The organism is Pseudomonas mendocina (assembly GCA_037482215.1).
Lineage (GTDB): Bacteria > Pseudomonadota > Gammaproteobacteria > Pseudomonadales > Pseudomonadaceae > Aquipseudomonas > Aquipseudomonas mendocina_E.
Genome location: CP148074.1, coordinates 2364119 through 2384153, shown reverse-complemented (window position 1 = coordinate 2384153; position 20035 = coordinate 2364119). Strand labels below are relative to the sequence as shown.

Here is a 20035-nt window from a genome sequence, read left to right as displayed (position 1 = left end):
ATCATGGATATCCTGGATCAGAAGCTCACATCGACGTTCGACGGCAAGGTGGTTCGCAAGGATCTGCTGCACCGAATCAAGAAAGGCACCAACGTCCCGACGTTCGTGTTGGAGTTTCTCCTGGCCCGCTTCTGTGCCAGTGACGATGACTCGGAGATTCAGGCTGGCCTGGAGGCAGTGCTCGACACCCTGAACGAGAACTACGTTCGACCCAATGAGGCAAACTCAGCTCAGTCGAAGGTAGCCACCAAGGGCAAGCATCGCTTCATTGACAAGGTGCACGTCAACTATGTCGAAAAAGACCGCCGTCACTGGGCAGCCTTGGAGAACTTCGATTCGCGCAAAGTCGCGATTAGCGAAAAGTACTACCGCGACCATGATCGTCTTTTACAGGGTGGTTTGTGGGCAGAGGTGACTCTGGCCTTCAACGAAATTGAAGACGATGACTACGCCTTCTACATCGAGGATCTGCGCCCCATCCAGATGAGTCGCTTCGACTTCGCGCGATACTGCGAAGGTCGTGAGCAGTTCACTCGGGACGAGTGGCTAGATGTCGTTCTGCGCTCTGTTGGTTTGGAGCCCAGCAAGCTGTCTCCCCGGGTGAAGCTGCACTTTATTGCTCGCTTGGCTCCTCTCATCGAGCCCAACTACAACTTTATCGAGTTGGGGCCGCGTGGTACCGGTAAATCCTATTTCTTCAGTGAATTCTCGCCGTACTCGACGCTTATCAGCGGTGGCCAAGCGACCAAGGCGACGCTGTTCTACAACAATCAGCGCCACAAGATCGGTCTGGTGGGTTACTGGGACACAGTGGCTTTTGACGAGGTAGGCGGGATCAAGGTCAAGGATCAGGACACCATCCAGATCATGAAGGACTTCATGGCCAACGGGCGTTTCTCTCGTGGCGTTGAGGTGATTGCCGATGCCTCCATGGCCTTCGTGGGTAACCTCGATCTCTCGGTTGAGCAGGTGGTTAACTCGGAAGTCCATGATCTGTTTCAGCCGCTGCCCAAGGAGTTCGACCTGGCTGTGCAGGATCGTTTTGCTTGCTACCTTCCTGGCTGGGAGATGCCGAAGAACAGCAGCGAGTTCCTGACCAGTCACTACGGGTTTATCACGGATTACCTGGCCGAAGCGTTCCACTACCAGTTGAAGCAGACCAACCGATACGAGGAGGTCAGCAAGCGCATCAAGCTGGGAAGGGCGGTTGAGGGCAGGGACGAGAAGGGCATCAAGAAGACGGTATGCGCCTTCTTGAAGATCCTCCACCCTAATGGAGCTCCGTCTGATCAGGAGTTCGCTGAGTACGTGGCCTACGCGGTAGAGGGACGGCGTCGGGTCAAGGAGCAGATGAATAAGCGCAAGACCGATGACGAGTACGCGCGGATCAACCTGTCCTACATTGATGCTTCAGGCAACGATGTGGTGGTGTACTGCCCCGAATCACGGAATGCACCTGCAACACAGGAGCCGACTCGCAAGAGCATTCACGCTGGCTCGGGTGACGAGGCGCCAACGGCAGTGGCTCCGTCTGATCGGGCTGTTGTTCCAGCTGAAACGTTTGTTGAGCAACCTGATGTAGTCGAGGCCGCTGGCGCCGAGGCAGTGCTGCAAGAACAGCATTACACGATCCACTACGGTGATACGGGCTACAGCTACGAGTCGATTGTGCTTCCTTTCTTACAGGGAGCGAAGACTGTAGAAATCGAAGACCCGTATATTCGAGCCAATCACCAGATCCATAATTTTGTTCGCTTCTGCGAGGCGGTGATCAAGTCGCCCACAGTCAGGGCAATCAAGCTGACGACCAGCTATGACCAGGATACCGATCTCAAGGATGTTGCCGAGCGTCTAGAGGAGCTCAAGCAGAGCCTGTTGGAGATGGATATCGCGCTGGAGATCAAGATCAACGAGAACCTGCATGATCGCGAGATCCGGGTCGACAATGGCTGGGTGATCAAGATCGGTCGTGGTCTCGACTTCTTCCAGAAGCCCGATAGCTGGTTCGGCATTGGTGCGAATGATCTGACTCTGCGGCGTTGCTTGGAGACCAAGGTCGATATCTTCAAGGCGAAAGCTTGATGGCTGCTATCTGTGGTGCCTCGATGGAGGCACCACATTGTCGGTCAGAGCCAGTGACCAGGAATTTCGACACCATAGTTTTTGGCTACGGTCATCAACGTCGAAACAATCTCTGCATGGCGTGCTTGGTGAACGGGCTCCCAGGTAGCACGGAAAGCCAGCAGGGATTGCAGTTCGCCAAGGTTATACATACCCAGCCGGTGGAAATTGCCCCAGCTAGGGATACCGAACAGGTTGTAGATGACCACTGTCGCATCGCGCTCGCTTGCTAAGCGTTTATCTCCAATGAGCTTTTCAGCGGCTTCCTCTGCTTCATCTCGATCTTCGTAGGTGTTTAAGAGTTTCATTCTGAAGGATGTGCATGTCGGGCTGGTGGGCAGATAGTTTGCCTTATCTGATGTCGACAGGCTCGTGGCTAGCTGGCCCTCGCAGCTACCTTCTGTGGCCCCGAAGTCCCAGAATAACGACACAATCCGCTCGCGTGCCATTCTCCCTTCGTGCCATGGATCTGAAGCCCGTCATATTATCGTCCCAGGTATTTGGCTCAAGGTTGTCCGGGTATCGAAGAGACCATCATAGTCAGCCGCATTAACCACTCCGGCCAATGTTTTAGTGGTGAGCGAGTGAACCGGGTCGTAACCGTTTTCGTAGCCTTCCATGAGCATTACGAATTGCTCCTATGGCGATAGAGTGGGCTCGGGGAGATGAGAGTGCGCCCGAGGCTGAGAAGGGGCATCTTTTGTTGGCAGCGATTTATCCGTCTTCAAGTGTTCTCGCAGCCGTTGGATTAGCAGTAGCAATTTTTGCCGTGCCGTTGAATGGAGCTTCAGGCTTGGCTGATGGTAGTCAACCTCCATTGCTGGATAGCTGGTAGTGCCCGGATATGAAAAGTGAATGCCTGCTTTTTCCAGTAGTACCTTTGTCCCCGGTTGCAGTGTCCGAAAAGTTTTTTCTACCGCACCTATAACCTGATGAAGTGTCCTCTTTTTCGTTCCTGGATCTGCATCTAGAGCTGTCATTTTTGACCTGAACAGGCTCGTATTGTTCGCGAACGTGGATTTGCACTCAGGGGCTAAGTAAAACGAGCAGGCAGCCTTGGAACGTGTAAAGGCGACATAGGCAGAGCGCCGGTCAGTGGTTTCGCTCACGATATAGAAGGCATGCTCGACAGTGAGCCCCTGGGACTTATGTACGGTCATTGCGTAAGCGTGATCGAGCCTGTCGTAGTCGCTGAGACGCCAGCTGATTTCGATTCCCGAGCGATCCAAACGGGCATGCACGACCGTTTCATTTTTTGCGCCATCAGTGCCCGGCTTGTGATCCTCGATACTGATGACAGTCGCCCGGTCTCCATTGAACACTGGCGTCTGACCAAGCTTTGAGTTTTTGCGCAGCATGATTCTGTCGCCTGGGCAGAGTTCAAGCTCACGTGAGTAGCCCCGATCATTGCTCACCCGGATAACCTTCTCAGCTTTTTTGTCCAGCTCGCGATCAAGCATCCGGATTTCTCGAACGCGCTGATTCAGCTGGTTTACATGGCTATTTCGATCAGCAAGCAAGAGAATTTCTCTCCAGTCGGTGCCTGCTTTGTGTACCTTCGAGGCATCGGTGAGCATGAGCTCAATAGGCGAGGCTTGGTCGTTATTCGTTTCCCGAACTAATCCGCGTCGTTGCATCATCGTTGGGGCGTCGCCAGTATCGGAAAACCAAGCCTGGCTGATCGCTCTATCATCGGCACTTCGCTGGCGCGCTATCTGCTCAAGTCTTGCGGCGCCCAGGTGCTGGGTGAGCATATGCAGTGTGGACGCAGAGCCAACAGCTTCAAGCTGTTTGGAGTCCCCCACAAGAACGATCTTTGCCCCTGTTGCTTCCACATGGCTCATGAGTTTGTGCAGCGTACGGGTATCAACCATGCCGGCTTCATCCAGTACGATCACGTCATGGTCGGTCAGGTGGAGTGGTTTCCGGGCGTTATCGTTCTCAAGCTGCATGAGCAGCGCATGAATAGTCTGCGAGTCAATGCCGGAGCTTTTTTGAAGTTCTGCCGCCGCGGCACCTGATGGCGCAAGACCCAGTACACGATGCCCAGCCGAGCTGTAGGCGATTTTGAGCGCAGCGAGTGACGCAGACTTTCCGGTGCCCGCAGCCCCCTGAATGATCGCGATCTGTCTGCCATCTGTGGCGTGCACCATGGCCTGAATCTGCTCATCGCGAAGGGGAAAGCCCTTCTCCTGTTCGCATTGCTGCAAAGCTTGTTGGATCTTTAGGTCGGACAGGGAGAATTGCTGTCTATGACCTGACGCTTTGCGAGCAAAGCGGAGCATATCGACTTCGAGCTGCCTGAAGGTTTCGGTCGTAAATAATGGTTTTGCTCCAGGACTGGCTGGCAGACGCACAACTCCCAGCTGCTGTGCGACGGCAGACTCAATTTCAGGGAGTGATCCGATACCGCCATGGAGGATGCTGAGCATTGCGACAGCACGATCAAGATCATGTTGTTTGAAGACGCTGCTGTTCTTGAAAACCATTGCTTCGACGGCAAGCAGAGTGGCTGGCGTGAGATCCCCGGTGACGGGTGATAGATCTGCTAGGCGGGATTTCCATTCCTCACGTAGTAAATTTCCTTCAACTGCTGCTTTGGCTTGGCGTGTTCTTTTTGCAACAGCTCGCGCCGCATCCGCGCCTGAAGCTCCCATAGCTTTCAGGCCATCTTGGATCTCCGCACGGCGAGTCGAAAAGCACATGGCGGTATTGCGATCAATGCCTGCAACAATCAAACCAGTGCGTTCAGGATTGCATTCGAAGTGACTGGCAATTTCTGGAAGATCGCGCTGAAGGATGCTGGCAAGGCAGGCATCGAACAGCGCTCCAATCTCTACCTGTCGTCGATACAGCTCTCGGGCATCCAACGTTCTCCATTGACCGTCACTGCCCAGAATCAGGTTGGGAATTTCGGCGTGAACATGAAGATGCGGTTCCTGGTTACGGTTGGTGAAGTGGAGGTAAGTCGCTGCAACAACTTCTCCTGGATGGCTTTCGCTTCCTTGTGCGCCTGTTCGGTATGCAAAGATGCCGCGTTTTTCGAGATGCTGGATGGTTCGACTGGCGGCCTCCATCATCGCGCACTCAAATTCCATCTGCTGATCACGCGGGAGAGTGGCGTACAGCAGTGAGAGCGATTTTTCGACGTTGAATGATGTGGAAAATCCGGCCAGGGCGTGATTGTCAGTTTGTAGCTGAGTTTGTCTTGTCTTGCTACAGAACGCCTGCTCGGTTCGAGGGTTTATACCGGACATCAACGCCTGGTAGTCCCCAGGTCTGGGCATCGATCCGAGGTTAAGCTTGTGTGATCCGCTCCCAACTAGGGCTGCCAGCAGTGTGTCGCTGTTGGCATTTAAATAATAGTCCTCTGAGCCTGAGCGAGAATAAGTTAGCTCAAGGCCAATTTCATTGTAGTCGGCTCGTGACGCAATATCCTTTGAGCAAAATTTATCAATTGTAAAAATACTCATGCCGGTTCTCCGGTTTCAAGAAGGGACATGACACCTGTTCTGGCTCCTGCGGCTGCCGCATCGATCACCCTGTTGCTCAGTAGCGATATCGAGTGAGCAATCTCATCTCGGATAAGTTGAGATGTGGGACTGTCTAGTCTAATTGTATTTGTGGTTTTCAATGATAGTTGGCGGGTGGTCAAGGCCACCAAGTCGTCTAAATCAATCGCGTCTAGGATTGTCTCCAGAATACGGCTTTGAGCTACGCCCAAGGAGTTGGCGAGATTATTTATCGCTACTTGGTTTGAGTGGTTGTTAATGCTTTGGCTGTAAATTCTTCTCATAGCATGCCTCGTTAAATATATTTACTACGTATTTAGTAAATACATATGAGCATGCGCTGGTGCAACTACATGTTTGTAGGCTGGGTTTTACGCTGTTGCAACCTTCGAAGAAGGTGCAGCAGTGTTAAAAGTTTTTCGTTCTTGTTTTCGTGCTTTCGATTGCTTTCGTTTGTGATCTCGTGCGCTCACGTGTTGTCTTGAGTTTTCACGTGCAATGGTATGTTTTCAAAAAATCTTGTTTATATAACCAGTATTTCAGGTCTGTAAACTTCTATTGTTATGTAAGTGTGCGCATAATGAGTGAAAAGAGGGGGCGATATGTCGAAGGGGAAAGCAAGAATTGCTCTACATTCCAAGCGCAATTATTTAGTCGAATCGCTAAGAGACTTTAAGTCGTTGCAGGAGATTAGAGATTGTCTGGTGAGCGAAGGGGTCGCCATTTCTCTGTCAAGTTTATATCGATTTTTGGTTAATGACATGAGAGAGGAGTATGAGAACTACTTGAGGGTCACAGGGCGAGGGTTGGTCAGGAACAGGGGCGGTCTCGATACGGTTGCTAATCGAATGGTCAGTAGTGCGGAAAGTTTAATGCTGCCAGTGGTAAAGAAGGAGTCAATTAGCAATCCGGGTGAGTTAAATAAATTTCTTAAAAATAGGTGTTGATTATGAAAGTAGTAGTTGCGGGCATCAGTGGGAATCAAGGTAAGTCGACATTGTCAGCTCATATGCTGGTGCCGCGAATGAACGGGGCAAAGCTTTTGGTTGTAGAGTCTATAAATCAAGATTCCCGCGATTTGGTGAGTGCTTCTGGAATGTTAAGGGGGGAGGAGTTCAAGAAAATCTACTTGGAAATGGTCGTGAACGATGACCTAGTAGTCGATGTTGGTGCGTCAAATTCTGAAGCCTTTTTCGAAGGACTTACGTCGTTTAATGCAGGCCATGATGAGGTTGATCTATTCATCGTTCCGGTTGTTCCAGGAGCTAAAGAGCAGACGGAGTCCATTCTAACTGCGCGTATGTTAGCGGCTATGGGGGTGGAAAAGGAGCGAATCAGAGTGGTTTTTAATAGGGTAAAAAGAGATGTTTCTGAGGAGTTTCCTGAAATTGTCTACGCTGCTGAAAGCACAGGTGAGTTCATTGCGGATCCACGTTGCATGGTTTTCGAAAATGACATTTATGCGGATCTGGCCGATTTGAAGATGAGCCTTAAGGTCGCGTGTGAAAAGCTTGTGCCAAATTTAAAGGACATCAAGGATGGGTTAAGGAGGCAGGCATCCAGTCCTGATGAATATTATAGATTGGTAAAAATGCTCAACGTTGGCAAGAAGGCAGAGTCTACTTCCCGTCAGCTTGATGAAGCTTTCTTGGTTCTATGCGGAGGTAGGGGTGAGTGATTATAAGAGGCCCTTGACGAGGCATGAAAACCAAATTCGTCTCCTCTATGAATACGTTGATGAAATTATAGGAAGGTTGGATTTTATAAAGATATCTGTCGATAAGCTTGAGCGTTTAGAAGTCATGCTTCATGGGGCTGAAGGGGCTCCTGGGTTAATCGAGACTATCGAGTGGCTTTCATATGAAGTTTCAAGGGTGGAGCGCATCGGTACTGGATTGTCGAGTAACTCGTCAAGAGAGTTGGATGAGCGGCTGTTGAATATTGAGGTGCTGTTGGCGGCATGCTCGAAAAGACGGGCGCTACGAGGCCATAAAAAGTCCGTAGCTAGTTTCAGGTGGATATCGGCGTCTTTGTTGCTGTTTGTAGGAGGTGTGATGGGTGGTGGATGCTTCTGGTTTGTGCAGGCGTTGATTAACTAGTAATGGTGCGTGGGAAGGAGCCAATAAATGGCCTTTGAGCTGAAAAAGCCCGAGCGAGGCTGCGGGCTTAAGTGGGTCTATATTTGCTCAGTGGCTACTATGGGTTAGCTTTTGATTTTCCTCATGATCTCTTTAAATTCGGATTTCAGGGCTTGAGAAACTTTGGACTCCAAGTCGTAGATGTCCTCATCCTCAATGACTGCTCCGAAAAGCTGGGTTTTCTCTGCGGCGGAAAGGCCGGAGATGTCAATTTCATCCGATGGGGCGCCAATTCCAATGTCGAAATCCTGTTGGTTCCATTCGCTTGGAGTTATGTGCCACCTTATCGGGCCAATGTTATCAATTTTAATCGAAATGTTAGCCCAGGCATTGGTAGAGCCTTCATTTTCAATCGAATAGTCAAGCAGCTGGATTAGCATTGCTAACTCCTATATGTAAGTGGGAGTGATACAGCTGCCTGTTCGGCAGAAAGCACGGACATGCGTCAATGCTGGGTGTTGATGTTTAATATAGCAGTTCTCTCGAATGATGTATTGGTAAGCGTAGGTCGTTTTTCCATGGCTGACTCGTGGGCAGCAGTGATGGGGTATGATGGCATTACCGTGCGTACCATTCTGCTAAGGACAGTGCTGATGTCAGACAACCATTTGACCCTTGCCAAACGGTTTTGGGTTGATGATCTACCGGGGGCTTCAGTCACTGGTTCACGCCTGTCTAACCTATTGGAAACTGTTTCCCACGGTAAATCATTGACTGCCCTAGGGCTGCGCTTTCTGACTGAAAATGGGCTCAAGAGTCTGGCGCAATTCGTTGCTGGCGATATTTCTGAATCACAGTTTCTTCAGCTTGCACCGATTGAGCAGTCGTATAGGGTTGCAGCTGCTTTAGAGCGCCAGAAGACTGTTGATCAACAGAGGCAGGTTGAGCGGGAGGAGGCTGAGGCTCGCCACGCAGCCATGATGGCTCGCCTCCATGCCGAGAGGCTTCAGCGAGAAAGCGATCCGAAATATATAGCTCGTCAAAGAAATCGCGAGCTGCGAGAGCGGTATGGTGTTGACGACTTCGTCGATGAGTCTGATTTCAGGCAACTGATGGCGATTTTGCGCAAGCTGGACGGTGCAAAGCGTCTTTCAGAAGAAGACGCAGTGTGGCTGAAAAGCGAGGGCAGGGAGTACGCAACTGAGGAAATCCTCCATGCCCACAATCGGCTTGAGGCCAACTACTACCTGGGCGAGTTTCGCAAGGCGGGAGATATCTGGCAGTTAGTGAATGCTAGTGGTCACCTGCGCAAATGCGATGCCTCGCAGGAAGCGCATGATCTCCTGAATAAGATCCAGGATGGTGCCCTAAAGCAAGCCAAGCTGAAGTCGGCGGTTCGCACCACCCATGGTGGCGTGATGCGCGATCTAGGTCGCTATAACGATGCACTCCAGTTGGCGGATGAAGCGCATCGGCTTTTGCCGAATAGTTTTCGACCCTGCACTCTTCTGGGGGCATTGAATATTGAGTTGGGGCACATCGCCTTGGGCCATGACTGGTATTCGAAGGCTGAGGAGCGGGGCGCTAAACCTGGCAGCATCGAGTCAGAAATTCGATCTCTGTTAGGGCGTATGCCGCATGAGAAACGAGATTCTGTGATTGGCCAACTGCTGAGTATTGATCCTGTTCAATATTCTTGGCTGCGCAAGAAGCCCGCTGCGAAAGACCGCCGCCGCTGAGGGCACAGGCGGAACGGGGAAAGGCCCTTATGCAAGCCTGCGTCTATGCCATGCCGTCATGGCCGCACATGGTGAGGCCTGCTTTGAGAATGGAACAGGCGCTTCCCCAAGGATTGAGTGGCTCTTTCCTCGCTCAGCGCTGATGCGCGGTGTGGGGATTGACCTATGTACACCACTAAGCAAGAGGGTAAAGCATGGCTGCTTATGCAAGCTCAGGGCTTTTCATTGGCTGGGACGTAGGAGCCTGGAACTGCGACAAGAACCCCAGCAGTCGCGATGCCCTGGTCGTTCTCGATAGCCAGCGGAAGCTCATGGGGAGGCCCTGGCGCGGAAGCCTTCGCCGTGTAATCAATCAGTCAGTGGGTACAGATGATTTTATCAATCGGCTCTTGGGACTTTGCGAGCTGGATGACCATGGCCAATCCGCACCGGTGGTCTTGGCCATCGATACCCCGTTGGGTTTTTCTCAAGGATTCATCGATCTGTTGATAAACAGCCATGCGGCTGACTCAATTGATCGATCATCAGAGAATCCATACCTGTTCCGCCGAACTGAGCGTCTTCTATTTGAGCGGGGGCTGAGTCCACTGTCAGCGTTGAAAGACATGATCGGTAGCCAGGCCACCAAGGGCATGCATGTGCTGGCCCGTTTCGCCCCTCAAATTGAGACCTGCGGGGTATGGACGGATGGTGCGGGCTTGCGTGCAATTGAGGCATATCCCAGCGGCTGCAAGCGCTCGACCAGTATGGCCGAATTGCATCATGAATTCGGTGTTAGGGGGCAAGCCGGTGGTGAACTGCCAGAGGGATTCCATCATGGGGATGAACTGGACGCATTGACCTGCGCCCTGATCGCCTGGCTATTTCACTTTCAGCCGCAAAAGCTGCTCCAGCCGGAGCCAAATGTACCCGTCAAGGAAGGCTGGATCTTCGCTCCAGTTGATGGCTTGGGTGACCCGGCGTAATGAATGCGAATTCTTCGACATATGAAGACATCTACAGCCCTTGATCCCACCTGAGCATTGCCATGTGCTTTATGGGCAGCGCATAGCGACCTGGAATGGCATCTGGGGAATTTATGCCGAGCTGGGATGTTGCGTTGGCAAGAGCAACACCCCTCTGCTGTTTGAAGTAATGAAGGCAGTGGAGCTTATCCATCACTACACGACTTGGCCGCCAAGGGAGTACACGTTCCCGACTGTCATTGAGGTCACCTACTTCCTCAGCATGTGTACTCAACTGAAGATTTCCGTGCAGAGCCATTTGCGCTTGGAAAATGGCCTGCGACTTGATCCGTTCAGCTTTTGCACGCTGTGTTGGCGGCAGCCATTGCCAGGAAGAAAGCTCTGCGCACACCACTCCCCCAATGTTCCGCTTCAGGATGAGGTCGGAACGAAAGCTGCGGCGGCCCGCTACAAATCAGGCGTTCGCCAAAGAGAGCGGTTCGATAAGGCGGTAAATCGCATCCTGACCAGGGAGGTGACGGAGTTCCATGAAGGGCTCTTTACTCCCGTGGTGCTGCTCCCCGAACAGGGCATTGTGACTTGGCTGACTGAGCATCGCCCGTTGCTGTGGCAGTTGCTCGGGGAACGACAGCAGCAGCTCAACGATACGAATGCCGTGAGCATGCTGGTTGATCTATTGCACTGTCCTGATGGCCTGCCACCCAAGGCCAATCAAATTTATCGACTTATCAATCAGCATCTGTACGAGCATCCATTACTGATCTGGCCGATGCTAATACGGGCCGAGGGGTGGCATCGCTGCCGCGCGGATGTGCGAGGGCAATGGGGAGGAAAACGCTCTGGTGCAGGGCGTCCTATACGGCTCGAGAGCGAGTCGTTACCTGCTTCTTTATATGCTGATCCACAGAGCTAGCAGGCTGCTGGCTGATAGATGAACTTACAACTGAGCGGGGCAGCGCCTTCCCCAGCTAGGTACGCGACGACAGGATCGTCAAGCGTTCGCGGGCGTGCTCGTGGAGCATTTGTGCCAGATGCGCATCAGTCTGTGGCAGGGGCGTCAGGCAGCGTGATAATACATCGTACGTAGCTCAAAGCCTGTTTGAAGGCGCCCCGTCAGCGGGCGTAGCGAATCACTCAGCGGTGTCAAGCTCCGGAGGGCGCGTACTCCACTTTGGCAAGTTGCTCAGCAAGGCAAGCTACTGGCAGCATGCTGCTCACGCATGGTATGGGACGACCGCAAAAAACTGACTGCAACTGCCCGGTTTCACTCAAAAGATATACGACCAATTGCCGATTCAGCTAATCATCCGGGATGCTAAAATAGCTTTTTGGTATGATGGCTTTTTGCTATAATCGGAATATTTATTCCGAGACTTTACTCGATGAAAAACAATGGCCCTGTGACTACGAGAGAGCGTGATTTCACCGCCACTCAACGCTTGATCACGACTACGGATACGCATGGCACCATCACCTACTGTAATGATGACTTCGTCAGCATCAGTGGCTTCGAACGTAATCAGCTGCTGGGAGCCCCGCACAATATCGTGCGCCATCCGGATATGCCAGAAGCGGTATTCGCGCACATGTGGAGTCACCTCAAGGCCGGCAAGGCCTGGATGGGCATCGTCAAGAATCGCTGCAAAAACGGTGACTTCTATTGGGTCAACGCCTATGTGACGCCGATAACCGAAAACGGTCGGGTGACGGGGTATGAGTCAGTACGGGTAAAACCGGATGCCGAGCAAGTGCGCAGGGCCTCTGCCTTGTATGCACGGATGCGCTCTGGAACGTGGAGCGATTCAGCAGGCAAAGCTTCGCGTTTCTTGCGGGTGCTGGCTATGCCTCTGCTTGCCAGCCTACTCGTGCTGGCAGTGTCTCTGCTCATTTCCCCGGCAATTGCCAGCGGTTGCGCAGTGATTGCGTTTTTTGCATTACAGGCTTGGCAAAATCGGCTTTCCGAGCATTTGTTTTTGCGTTTGCAAAATACTGTGCATGGGGCCTTCGATAGCGAACTGATTGCTCGCACCTATACCGACTTGGCTGGTAAACCTGCCCAAATACAAATGGCGTTGATCAGTGAGCGCGCGCGAATTAGCACCGTACTTAGCCGGCTTGAGGATTATGCCGACCATAGTTCAGAGCTGGCCCAACGCAGCGGTCAATTGACCAGCAGCGCCGAAACCTCTTTGCTGGCTCAGCGAAGCGAGGCCGATATGACGGCAACTGCCATGCATGAGATGGCGGCCTCGATTGCCGAGGTATCAGCACATGTTCATCGCACCGCAGATGAGGCGCAGCGGGTTAATACACTGGCTCGTAACGGCTCTGCCGAGGCTGGCAAGACACGCGACGTGATCGAGAACTTGGCACATACGGTGTCCGGGATTAGCGATTCGGTGGAGGCATTGGCGCGCGACACTCAAACTATTGAACAGGCGGCGGGCATGATTCGGGCAATTGCCGAGCAGACCAACTTGCTAGCCTTGAATGCGGCCATCGAGGCGGCACGGGCCGGTGAACAGGGCCGGGGCTTTGCCGTGGTGGCAGATGAAGTACGAGCCTTGGCATCGAAGACCCAGGAGTCGACCAAGGCTATTCAGGACATCATCAAGACACTGTTGGCGGGGGCGCAGAACGCGGTGACGATAGCCCAGGCCGGCACCCAAGAGGCCGCCGCCGGTGTGCAGCAGGTGATCGCTACCCAGGAGGCGCTGCAAGGAATCAGTAGCGCCGTTGGCTTGATCCATGACATGGGCCAGCAGATGGCGGCGGCATCAGAAGAACAGGCGCATGTCGCCGAGGATATTTCCCGGCAGATCACGCGCATTGCCCAAGCCTCTGACCATAATGCCGAGCTGGCGGGAGAGTCCGCGCAGGTGGGCAACGACTTGAAACAGACATCACATGCCATGCATGCACTGGTTGAGCGCTTCGGTAACTGAAATGAGAAAACCGGGAGAGAACAATCAGGTGCCTGACGGGGCGGAACCGAATACATGGGATGGCCTGGAGTCAGCGCTTGCCGGTGCCATTTTCAATGCCGCTGTAGATGCCATCATGGTCATCAACGCACGCGGTATTATCCAGGCGGTTAACCAGTCTACACAAACGCTTTTCGGCTTCAGTTCGGACGAGATGCTCGGCAAGAACATCTCCATGCTGATGCCAGCACCGTATGCCCAGGAGCACGACGGTTATTTAAACAACTATTGCTCCAGCGGTGAGCGCAAGATCATCGGCATTGGCCGAGAGGTCACGGGCCAGCGCAAAGACGGCAGCTGCTTTCCGCTGCATTTGAGCGTCAGTGAGTTCAGTCAGGATGGCCAGCAGTTATTCGTCGGCATCTGCCACGACATCAGTGAGCGCCGCAAGTTCACCGAGCACATTGCCTTTCTGGCCAAATACGACGGGCTTACCGGGTGTGCCAATCGACGTGAGTTTATTGAAGGGCTGTCCAGAGCCATTGAGGCTTGTCAGGCCAGTGGGCGGAAAATTGCGGTGTTGTTCATCGATCTGGACGGTTTCAAGCAGATCAACGACAACCATGGTCATCAGGTTGGCGACCGCTTGCTCAAGCTAACAGCTGAGCGCTTTCAGAAAACCTTGCGCGATAGTGACCTATTAGGTCGGGTGGGGGGAGACGAGTTCGTCGTCTCTATCATTCTAGATTCCAAAGGGGAAACAGCCTCCAACATCGCCGCACGGTTGATGGAGGCGCTGAAGGAGCCATTCGTCATTGATAATCGGGCACTGAGTGTTGGTGCAAGTATCGGCATCAGCCTGTACCCCGATGACGGTCTGACAGCCGATGAGGTGATGAATGAAGCTGATATCGCCATGTATCAGGCCAAGGTGGAAGGTGGCGGCAGTATTCGCCTATTCGATCAAGCGTTACGTGAACGATCCGAGCAGGTCTATCGCCTGCTCAGCCGCTTGCGCAGGGCCATTTCGCTAGAGCAGTTCGAGTTGCATTACCAGTTGCAGTTCGATATGCAGACCTTGCAGCCGTGCGGCATGGAGGCCTTGCTGCGTTGGCGTGATGGCGTTAATGGCCTGGTGGCACCTGATCAGTTTATTCCTGTAGCACTGGAATACGGCCTGATGCCGACTATTGGACGCTGGGTAATTCGCCAGGCGTGCAAAGACAATATGACGCTAATCGAAACGGGCCTGCTGGATGTGGTGGTAGCGGTCAACATTTGTGCCCCGTTGTTCAGTGAAGCCGGATTCTGCGCGCTGGTTCATCAGTTACTTGTCAGCACTGGACTGCCGGCTGAGCGTTTGGAGCTTGAGATCACCGAAGATGTGGCAATGAACTCTTCGGCCCAGGTATTGCAGACCTCGAATGAACTGTATGAGGCCGGTATCCGTTTGGCAATGGATGATTTTGGCATCGGCTTTTCGTCGTTGAACCGCTTGAAAAAGTTGCGGTTTGACAAGCTGAAGATCGATCGATCGTTCGTTTCTGGTCTTTTTGAAAGCCGTAGCGATCAAGCTATCGTGCAGGCCATTCTCGGTATGGCCAAAGGACTCAGCATGCGCACGGTGGCTGAGGGGGTTGAAACGGAGGAGCAGCTAGCCTTCCTGCGGGAGGCAGGATGCTCTCAAGGGCAAGGTTTCTGGTTCGCCAGGCCGATGCCACTACCTGAACTAATTGAGTGGTTGCGGGAGCGGCGTTAGCAGGGCAAACACTTGCCGTTGCACCGGCCCCAGTACGCCTCACTGGACATGATCCTATTGATCGCCCGCCTTGAAGTCTTAATCGGCGGCCCCTTGAAGAGTATCTGGGAAGAGGCTCATAACAAGCTTGGCCTTGTTATGAGCAGGCCACGAGCAACTTTACAGGGAACGTTCTCAATCAGGCCAATCACACTCCTTTGCATTACTAGCGGCTATACCGCACATACATACGGTGCCAACGGTAAGCGTCCGCCGAACTCACCTTGCGTGATTCAGGCAGGCGCCCACTGATGCGGCAGCAGTTGGCCGACCTCACTCGCCCGTTGCGTCGGCAGGCGTGTCAGCACGTCCTTGAGATAGGCATACGGATCATGCCCGTTCATGCGGGCCGACTGGATAAGGCTCATGATCGCCGCCGCGCGTTTGCCGCTGCGTAGCGACCCGGCAAACAACCAGTTCGAGCGCCCCAGGGCCCATGGACGAATCTGGTTCTCGACCTGGTTATTGTCGATGGGCACAGCACCATCTTCCTGGTAGCGCGTCAGCGCTACCCAGCGTTTTAGGCTGTAATCCAAGGCTTTCGCCGTGGCCGAGGCGGGTGGTGCTCCGGCTTATCGGATGCTCGCCCAGGGAATTTGCAGTGAGTTTCGCAAGCTAATTGAGCGGTCGGTTGAAGAGGACTTGCTCAACAAGGTCGTGCTCAGACACCGGCGTAGCATTACTACCGATAACCGGCTGCGTGCTGTCCAGGACATTGAGCCAAAGGACTGCGAACTGATTGATACGCTGATGACCAAGTACAGCTGCTACGAGCACAGTCAATCGAGCGAGATACCTGTGTTTATTCCGGAGGAGCCAGAGCTGCGTCAGGACTTGGAAGCACTCAAGGCCTGGCGTGACGGCTTGAACAAGCGACGCGCTGAAGCGGCTTAGGCGTAGTCGCCTCCGAGAGCGGAAAATCGCACTCGGTACACCCGCCTAATAATGCGGGCCTGAATCGCCCTAGTTTGGTAGACACCGTTGAGCGGCAGCTTTTGAATCATGGCTGCCTAGGTGGCTGAAATGGTGTAAGGCCCTGATGATAGTATGGGTCTATTAGGTGCAGTCGTAGCCGCAAACGGTTTGTCCATTTTGGAGAATGGGGTATACGCCTTCCCTAGGGATCAACTGATGCATTTTTGCCCCGCGTATTTTGGGGGCAAAACTGGGGGCAAAATCCAGGCCGCTGCAAACCTTCCCAAACCAGCAGACGCCGGATTCACTGGGCTGTAGCGGTGCCTGGAACGGCGTAGACGTGCAGTAGGCAGCGTTCAAGTCGCTAGCTAAAACTGATGCTATTTTCATGTCTATGGATCAGGGTATCGCATCTTGCGATGCTGGGGCGGGCGCGTTACCATGCCTGCTATCGCAAGGTGCGATAGAGGCGCTATGCACGTCATTACACAGAAGCGAATCTGGGAGGCACAGGCCAAATGGCCTCGCTCAGCGACTGCGCTTGAGGCTTGGTATCGGCTGGTGAAGGCAAGTGCGCCGCGGGATTTCGCCGAGATGAAGAGGCTCTTTCCGGCGACTGATAAGGTAGGGCCTCTGCATGTGTTCGACATCGGTGGCAACAAGCTGCGGCTGATTGCCATCGTTCATTACAGGGCACAGAAGGTGTTTATTCAGCATGTGCTGGATCATGCTGAGTACGACAAAGGCAAGTGGAGGGAGTAATCATGTCCGCATTGATCAAGCAGGCTTGTGAGCACTGGCGTTACGTTGCACCGTTGCTCACCAAGCCGACGAGCGAAGATGACTATGATGCTCTCGTAGAGGCGTTGGATGAGCTGCTGATCGTGGTCGGCGATGATGAAGATCATCCGCTGGCCAGCCTGGCTTCTCAACTGGGTGACATGATCGAAGCTTACGATGAGCTTCATCGGCCATTACCCAAAGTGGGCGGTGTGGAGGTTCTTCGTTACCTCATGCAGGAGCATGACCTGAGCCAGGGCGATTTGCCTGAGGTCGGTACCCAGTCAGTTATTTCCGAGGTTTTGGCAGGTAAACGCCAGCTAAATGTAAGGCACATCCGTGCTCTCTCGGATCGCTTTGGCGTCCCAGCGGATGTGTTTTTTTAGAGCGCTAGGCGTTTCGTTCGGTTGGGGGCTATGAGGTCGTTGAGAGATTTTTTCTAAGGGCTCTCATGGAACGCTGCATAGTTTGACACCGGTACGTTGTTCAATTTTTCGAAGCATGGAGCGCTGATGTCAGACAACCATTTGACCCTTGCGAAACGGTTTTGGGTCGATGATTTACCGGGCGCTTCAGTCTCTGGTTCACGCCTGTCTAACCTTTTGGAGGCTTTTTCCCAAGGTAAACCATTGAGTGCCCTGGGGCTGCGCTTCCTGACTGAAAATGGGCTCAAGAGCTTGGCGCAATTCGTTATCGGTGAAGTTTCTGAGTCACAGTTTCTTCTGCTCGCGCCGATTGAGCAGTCGTCCAGGGTCGCCGCTGCTGCCGAGCATCAGAAAGTCCTTGAGCAACAGCGGCAGGTTGAGCGGGAGGCGGCTGAGGCTCGCCACGTTGCCATGATGGCTCGCCTCCATGCAGAGAGAGTCCAGCGCGAAAGTGATCCGAAATTCATCGCTCGCCAAAAGAATCTCGAGCTGCGAGAAAAGTACGGTGTTTTTGGCTTCGTGGATGAGCCTGACTTCAGGCAACTGATGGTTATTTTGCGCAAGCTGGACAGTGCAGAACGTCTTTCCGAGGCAGAGACCGTATGGCTGAAGAGCCAGGGCAGGGGGTACGCCAGTGAGGAAATCCTGTATGCCCACAATCGGCTTGAGGCCGACTACTACCTTGGTGAGTTTCGCAAGACGGGTGATGTTTGGCAGTTGGTGAATGCCAGTGGTCACCTGCGCAAATGCGATGCCTCGAAGGAAGCGCATGACCTCCTGGAGAAGATCCAGGATGGAGCCCTCAAGCAAGCCAAGCTGAGGTCGGCGGTTCGCACCACTCATGGTGGCGTGATGCGCGATCTTGGTCGCTATAACGAAGCACTCAAGTTCGCGGACGAAGCACACCGGCTTCTGCCGAATAGCTTTCGACCGTGCACACTTCTTGGGGCGCTGAACATCGAGATGGGTAACGTCGCCCTTGGGCATGAATGGTACTCAAAGGCAGAGGAGCGGGGTGCTAAAGCAGGGAGCATTGAATCGGAAATTCGATCTCTGCTGGGGCGTATGCCTCAGGTGAAGAGAGAGTCTGTGATAGGCCAGCTGCTGAGTATTGATCCTGTTCAATACGCTTGGCTGCGCAAGAAAACCGTCCCCAAAAAGGATCATCGTTGAGTGCTTTGGGCCAGTAGTGCGTATGCCAGGATTGCCATGGGTATGGCTGAAAGCGCTCCATAATGAGCTGCAAAACTCCTCTGGAAGCCGCGGTTTTGCGTTGTCAAAGCAGCAGATTCTTGTCAATTTACACCAATCGAAATTGAATAGATCTTCTGATAAAGCCTTTTAATTCAATTGCTTACGGATTTCAGTGTGCCCTTGATAGCTTGCATGGGGTGCAAGGGGTCGAGTGTTCGAATCACTCCGTCCCGACCAAAAATCCCTAAGCGGCTCAAGCACTTACGTGTCTTGGGCCGCTTTCATTTCCACCCCTAAAAAATCACTGCGGGGATTTTGTGGGGGTTAGCCCATTTTTCATCTTTTTGCCCTCCTTAGAATTGTCAGTACCGGTGCCCGGTTGTCGGTTACTGAAACTTTATTCGCCGTAATGATCAGCTGGTCCAGCTCGGCCGCTGTGTAATGGCTGGTGAAGTTGCCGTTTTTGTGACTCAGTAATGCCTGCCCTAATGAGAAACCCCGGTCGATTGTAGCCGGCGCCCGGATGTGTGTTTCAGATCGTGGATTCGGATCCGGGCAAAACCGGGGTTGGCCGGTTTGTAGTATTGCTGCGGCCCCACACTGGCTTCTTTCGACGCTGAATCATTCATTCGATATGCGGCCCCGGTCGGAACTCGGTAGGGGAAGGCGTAAAGCGGATCCAGTCGGCGCTGGCCATCAATCACTTTTCTGCTCACGTCGTTCAGTACCACCAAGCGTTCGTCCCTGTATTTAAACGCGGACCGCTCGTGGCGGCTGTCAAAGTCTGACGGGATGATGAAAACACTGGCACCGATTTCCGGCACGGCAATCTCCCGGTGTCAGTGCAACTTTCAGGTACCTCCTCCCATGACACGGGCTTGTGACTGGTCTTGCTCTCGTCGAGCTTGCTGATCATCGGAATGACATCCAGCCAGGGACGGCACTGGTCGCCTGTCCACTTGCTGGCACCTGGATGCAAAATTTTGATGAAAGGTTCAAGTGTGATGTTGCCGGTGCGGTAGCTGACTGGCTGTTTCAGTTTGCCGTCAGGGCGTGGCAAGGGATGCAGTTCGTCGGGGATGTAGGGCGGGGAGGGTTTGGTCGTAACCTGCTTTAAGAGAAGGTCACCGATATAGGGATCCACCTGTTGCAGGTAGGTGGAGGTCCACCCAATTGAGACTTGTTACAGATCAAAAAGAGTGACCAAGTTGAGTGATTTGTCGGGGACGGGATTTAGCCTGGCTATGTTGAGACTCGTTGCATGTGATCAAGAGCCCGGTTAACGGAGAGTTCAGGTAAGCGGGCAGGTGTGAGGCCTCAGTGGGATATAGGCGATTCTCTGAAATTTAAAAGCTGCCAAGCCATCTGTTATCGATGGCTTGGCACTCTTGTAGCTACTGAGCAACCCAGTCTATTCCCGTGACAATCCCCCAGTTACCTATCTCATTTGGTCTCCTCCAGTGAGCAACTGATGATTTTCTGAGGTAATCCAAAGCTTGTTCGTAGCTTCTGAACCGCTGCTCATTGCCTTTGGGCCAACTGTATACATGCCATTCTGAATCGCCCCGGGTTTCGTGGAGGCCG

At 53.1% G+C, this 20035-nt stretch carries 16 protein-coding genes and 1 pseudogene; 12 read left to right on the top strand and 5 right to left on the bottom strand.

Annotated features, from left to right (window positions below; genetic code table 11):
* The first annotated feature begins 3 nt into the window (after nucleotides 1–3).
* Nucleotides 4–2082, top strand: coding sequence for a BREX system Lon protease-like protein BrxL (brxL, locus tag WG219_10905; GenBank protein WXL23867.1), 2079 nt, complete (start codon nucleotides 4–6; stop codon nucleotides 2080–2082).
* Between the two features lie 44 nt (nucleotides 2083–2126).
* Here the strand turns inward: brxL and WG219_10900 are convergent, their stop codons facing one another.
* Nucleotides 2127–2429 carry a hypothetical protein gene (locus WG219_10900; protein ID WXL23866.1) on the bottom strand — a complete coding sequence of 101 codons (303 nt, stop codon included), beginning with the start codon at nucleotides 2427–2429 and terminating at the stop codon, nucleotides 2127–2129.
* 330 nt (nucleotides 2430–2759) lie between these two features.
* Entirely contained in the window at nucleotides 2760–5594 is a 2835-nt protein-coding gene (gene mobF, locus WG219_10895) for a MobF family relaxase (GenBank protein ID WXL27917.1), read from the bottom strand.
* Nucleotides 5595–6582: 988 nt separating this feature from the next.
* Between mobF and stbB the strand changes: the two genes are divergently transcribed.
* Nucleotides 6583–7311: a StbB family protein gene (gene stbB, locus WG219_10890; protein WXL27916.1), complete on the top strand. Its 729-nt coding sequence runs from the start codon at nucleotides 6583–6585 to the stop codon at nucleotides 7309–7311.
* Complete coding sequence (locus tag WG219_10885) at nucleotides 7304–7732, top strand: hypothetical protein (protein WXL27915.1); 429 nt, start codon at nucleotides 7304–7306, stop codon at nucleotides 7730–7732. Before stbB ends, WG219_10885 begins: the two co-directional genes overlap by 8 nt.
* Before the next feature lie 104 nt (nucleotides 7733–7836).
* On the opposite strand, the gene WG219_10880 is transcribed toward WG219_10885, so the two are convergent.
* On the bottom strand, nucleotides 7837–8151 hold the full coding sequence (locus WG219_10880; GenBank protein ID WXL27914.1) for a hypothetical protein: 315 nt from the start codon (nucleotides 8149–8151) through the stop codon (nucleotides 7837–7839).
* Nucleotides 8152–8289: 138 nt separating this feature from the next.
* Here WG219_10880 and WG219_10875 point away from each other — a divergent pair, with 138 nt between their 5' ends.
* The 5 genes from WG219_10875 (at nucleotide 8290) to WG219_10855 (ending at nucleotide 15098) form a co-directional block, all read left to right on the top strand.
* A complete protein-coding gene (locus tag WG219_10875) occupies nucleotides 8290–9450 on the top strand; it encodes a hypothetical protein (protein WXL27913.1) in 1161 nt (386 codons plus the stop codon).
* Nucleotides 9451–9644: 194 nt separating this feature from the next.
* Nucleotides 9645–10415, top strand: coding sequence for a hypothetical protein (locus WG219_10870; protein WXL27912.1), 771 nt, complete (start codon nucleotides 9645–9647; stop codon nucleotides 10413–10415).
* Nucleotides 10416–10455: 40 nt separating this feature from the next.
* Nucleotides 10456–11328, top strand: coding sequence for a hypothetical protein (locus WG219_10865; protein WXL27911.1), 873 nt, complete (start codon nucleotides 10456–10458; stop codon nucleotides 11326–11328).
* 469 nt (nucleotides 11329–11797) lie between these two features.
* Nucleotides 11798–13360, top strand: a complete 1563-nt coding sequence (locus WG219_10860; GenBank protein WXL27910.1) for a PAS domain-containing methyl-accepting chemotaxis protein — start codon at nucleotides 11798–11800, stop codon at nucleotides 13358–13360.
* Nucleotide 13361: 1 nt separating this feature from the next.
* Nucleotides 13362–15098 (top strand): EAL domain-containing protein, encoded by a 1737-nt coding sequence (locus tag WG219_10855; protein WXL27909.1) that lies wholly within the window; start codon nucleotides 13362–13364, stop codon nucleotides 15096–15098.
* A gap of 272 nt (nucleotides 15099–15370) precedes the next feature.
* Here the strand turns inward: WG219_10855 and WG219_10850 are convergent.
* Nucleotides 15371–15691: pseudogene (locus tag WG219_10850) on the bottom strand (transposase).
* Here WG219_10850 and WG219_10845 point away from each other — a divergent pair.
* The 4 genes from WG219_10845 (at nucleotide 15684) to WG219_10830 (ending at nucleotide 18430) form a co-directional block, all read left to right on the top strand.
* On the top strand, nucleotides 15684–16031 hold the full coding sequence (locus tag WG219_10845; GenBank protein ID WXL27908.1) for a hypothetical protein: 348 nt from the start codon (nucleotides 15684–15686) through the stop codon (nucleotides 16029–16031). The pseudogene WG219_10850 and the gene WG219_10845 sit on opposite strands and share 8 nt — an antisense overlap.
* A gap of 495 nt (nucleotides 16032–16526) precedes the next feature.
* Entirely contained in the window at nucleotides 16527–16814 is a 288-nt protein-coding gene (locus WG219_10840; protein ID WXL27907.1) for a type II toxin-antitoxin system HigB family toxin, read from the top strand.
* Between the two features lie 2 nt (nucleotides 16815–16816).
* Nucleotides 16817–17218, top strand: coding sequence for a helix-turn-helix domain-containing protein (locus WG219_10835; protein ID WXL27906.1), 402 nt, complete (start codon nucleotides 16817–16819; stop codon nucleotides 17216–17218).
* Nucleotides 17219–17344: 126 nt separating this feature from the next.
* The gene (locus WG219_10830; GenBank protein WXL27905.1) at nucleotides 17345–18430 is read left to right on the top strand and encodes a hypothetical protein; all 1086 of its coding nucleotides are present in this window, start codon (nucleotides 17345–17347) and stop codon (nucleotides 18428–18430) included.
* 506 nt (nucleotides 18431–18936) lie between these two features.
* Here WG219_10830 and WG219_10825 read toward each other — a convergent pair.
* Nucleotides 18937–19275 carry a hypothetical protein gene (locus WG219_10825; protein ID WXL27904.1) on the bottom strand — a complete coding sequence of 113 codons (339 nt, stop codon included), beginning with the start codon at nucleotides 19273–19275 and terminating at the stop codon, nucleotides 18937–18939.
* Between the last annotated feature and the right edge of the window lie 760 nt (nucleotides 19276–20035).

What these genes read in the sequence shown, in the direction of transcription:
- WG219_10855 (WXL27909.1), top strand. Translation starts at nt 13,362, where the DNA reads ATGAGAAAACCGGGAGAGAACAATCAGGTGCCTGACGGGGCGGAACCG.
- mobF (WXL27917.1), bottom strand. Translation starts at nt 5,594, where the DNA reads ATGAGTATTTTTACAATTGATAAATTTTGCTCAAAGGATATTGCGTCA.
- WG219_10830 (WXL27905.1), top strand. Translation starts at nt 17,345, where the DNA reads ATGTCAGACAACCATTTGACCCTTGCGAAACGGTTTTGGGTCGATGAT.
- WG219_10875 (WXL27913.1), top strand. Translation starts at nt 8,290, where the DNA reads ATGGCTGACTCGTGGGCAGCAGTGATGGGGTATGATGGCATTACCGTG.
- WG219_10880 (WXL27914.1), bottom strand. Translation starts at nt 8,151, where the DNA reads ATGCTAATCCAGCTGCTTGACTATTCGATTGAAAATGAAGGCTCTACC.
- WG219_10870 (WXL27912.1), top strand. Translation starts at nt 9,645, where the DNA reads ATGGCTGCTTATGCAAGCTCAGGGCTTTTCATTGGCTGGGACGTAGGA.
- WG219_10840 (WXL27907.1), top strand. Translation starts at nt 16,527, where the DNA reads ATGCACGTCATTACACAGAAGCGAATCTGGGAGGCACAGGCCAAATGG.
- brxL (WXL23867.1), top strand. Translation starts at nt 4, where the DNA reads ATGGATATCCTGGATCAGAAGCTCACATCGACGTTCGACGGCAAGGTG.
- WG219_10860 (WXL27910.1), top strand. Translation starts at nt 11,798, where the DNA reads ATGAAAAACAATGGCCCTGTGACTACGAGAGAGCGTGATTTCACCGCC.
- stbB (WXL27916.1), top strand. Translation starts at nt 6,583, where the DNA reads ATGAAAGTAGTAGTTGCGGGCATCAGTGGGAATCAAGGTAAGTCGACA.
- WG219_10835 (WXL27906.1), top strand. Translation starts at nt 16,817, where the DNA reads ATGTCCGCATTGATCAAGCAGGCTTGTGAGCACTGGCGTTACGTTGCA.
- WG219_10900 (WXL23866.1), bottom strand. Translation starts at nt 2,429, where the DNA reads ATGAAACTCTTAAACACCTACGAAGATCGAGATGAAGCAGAGGAAGCC.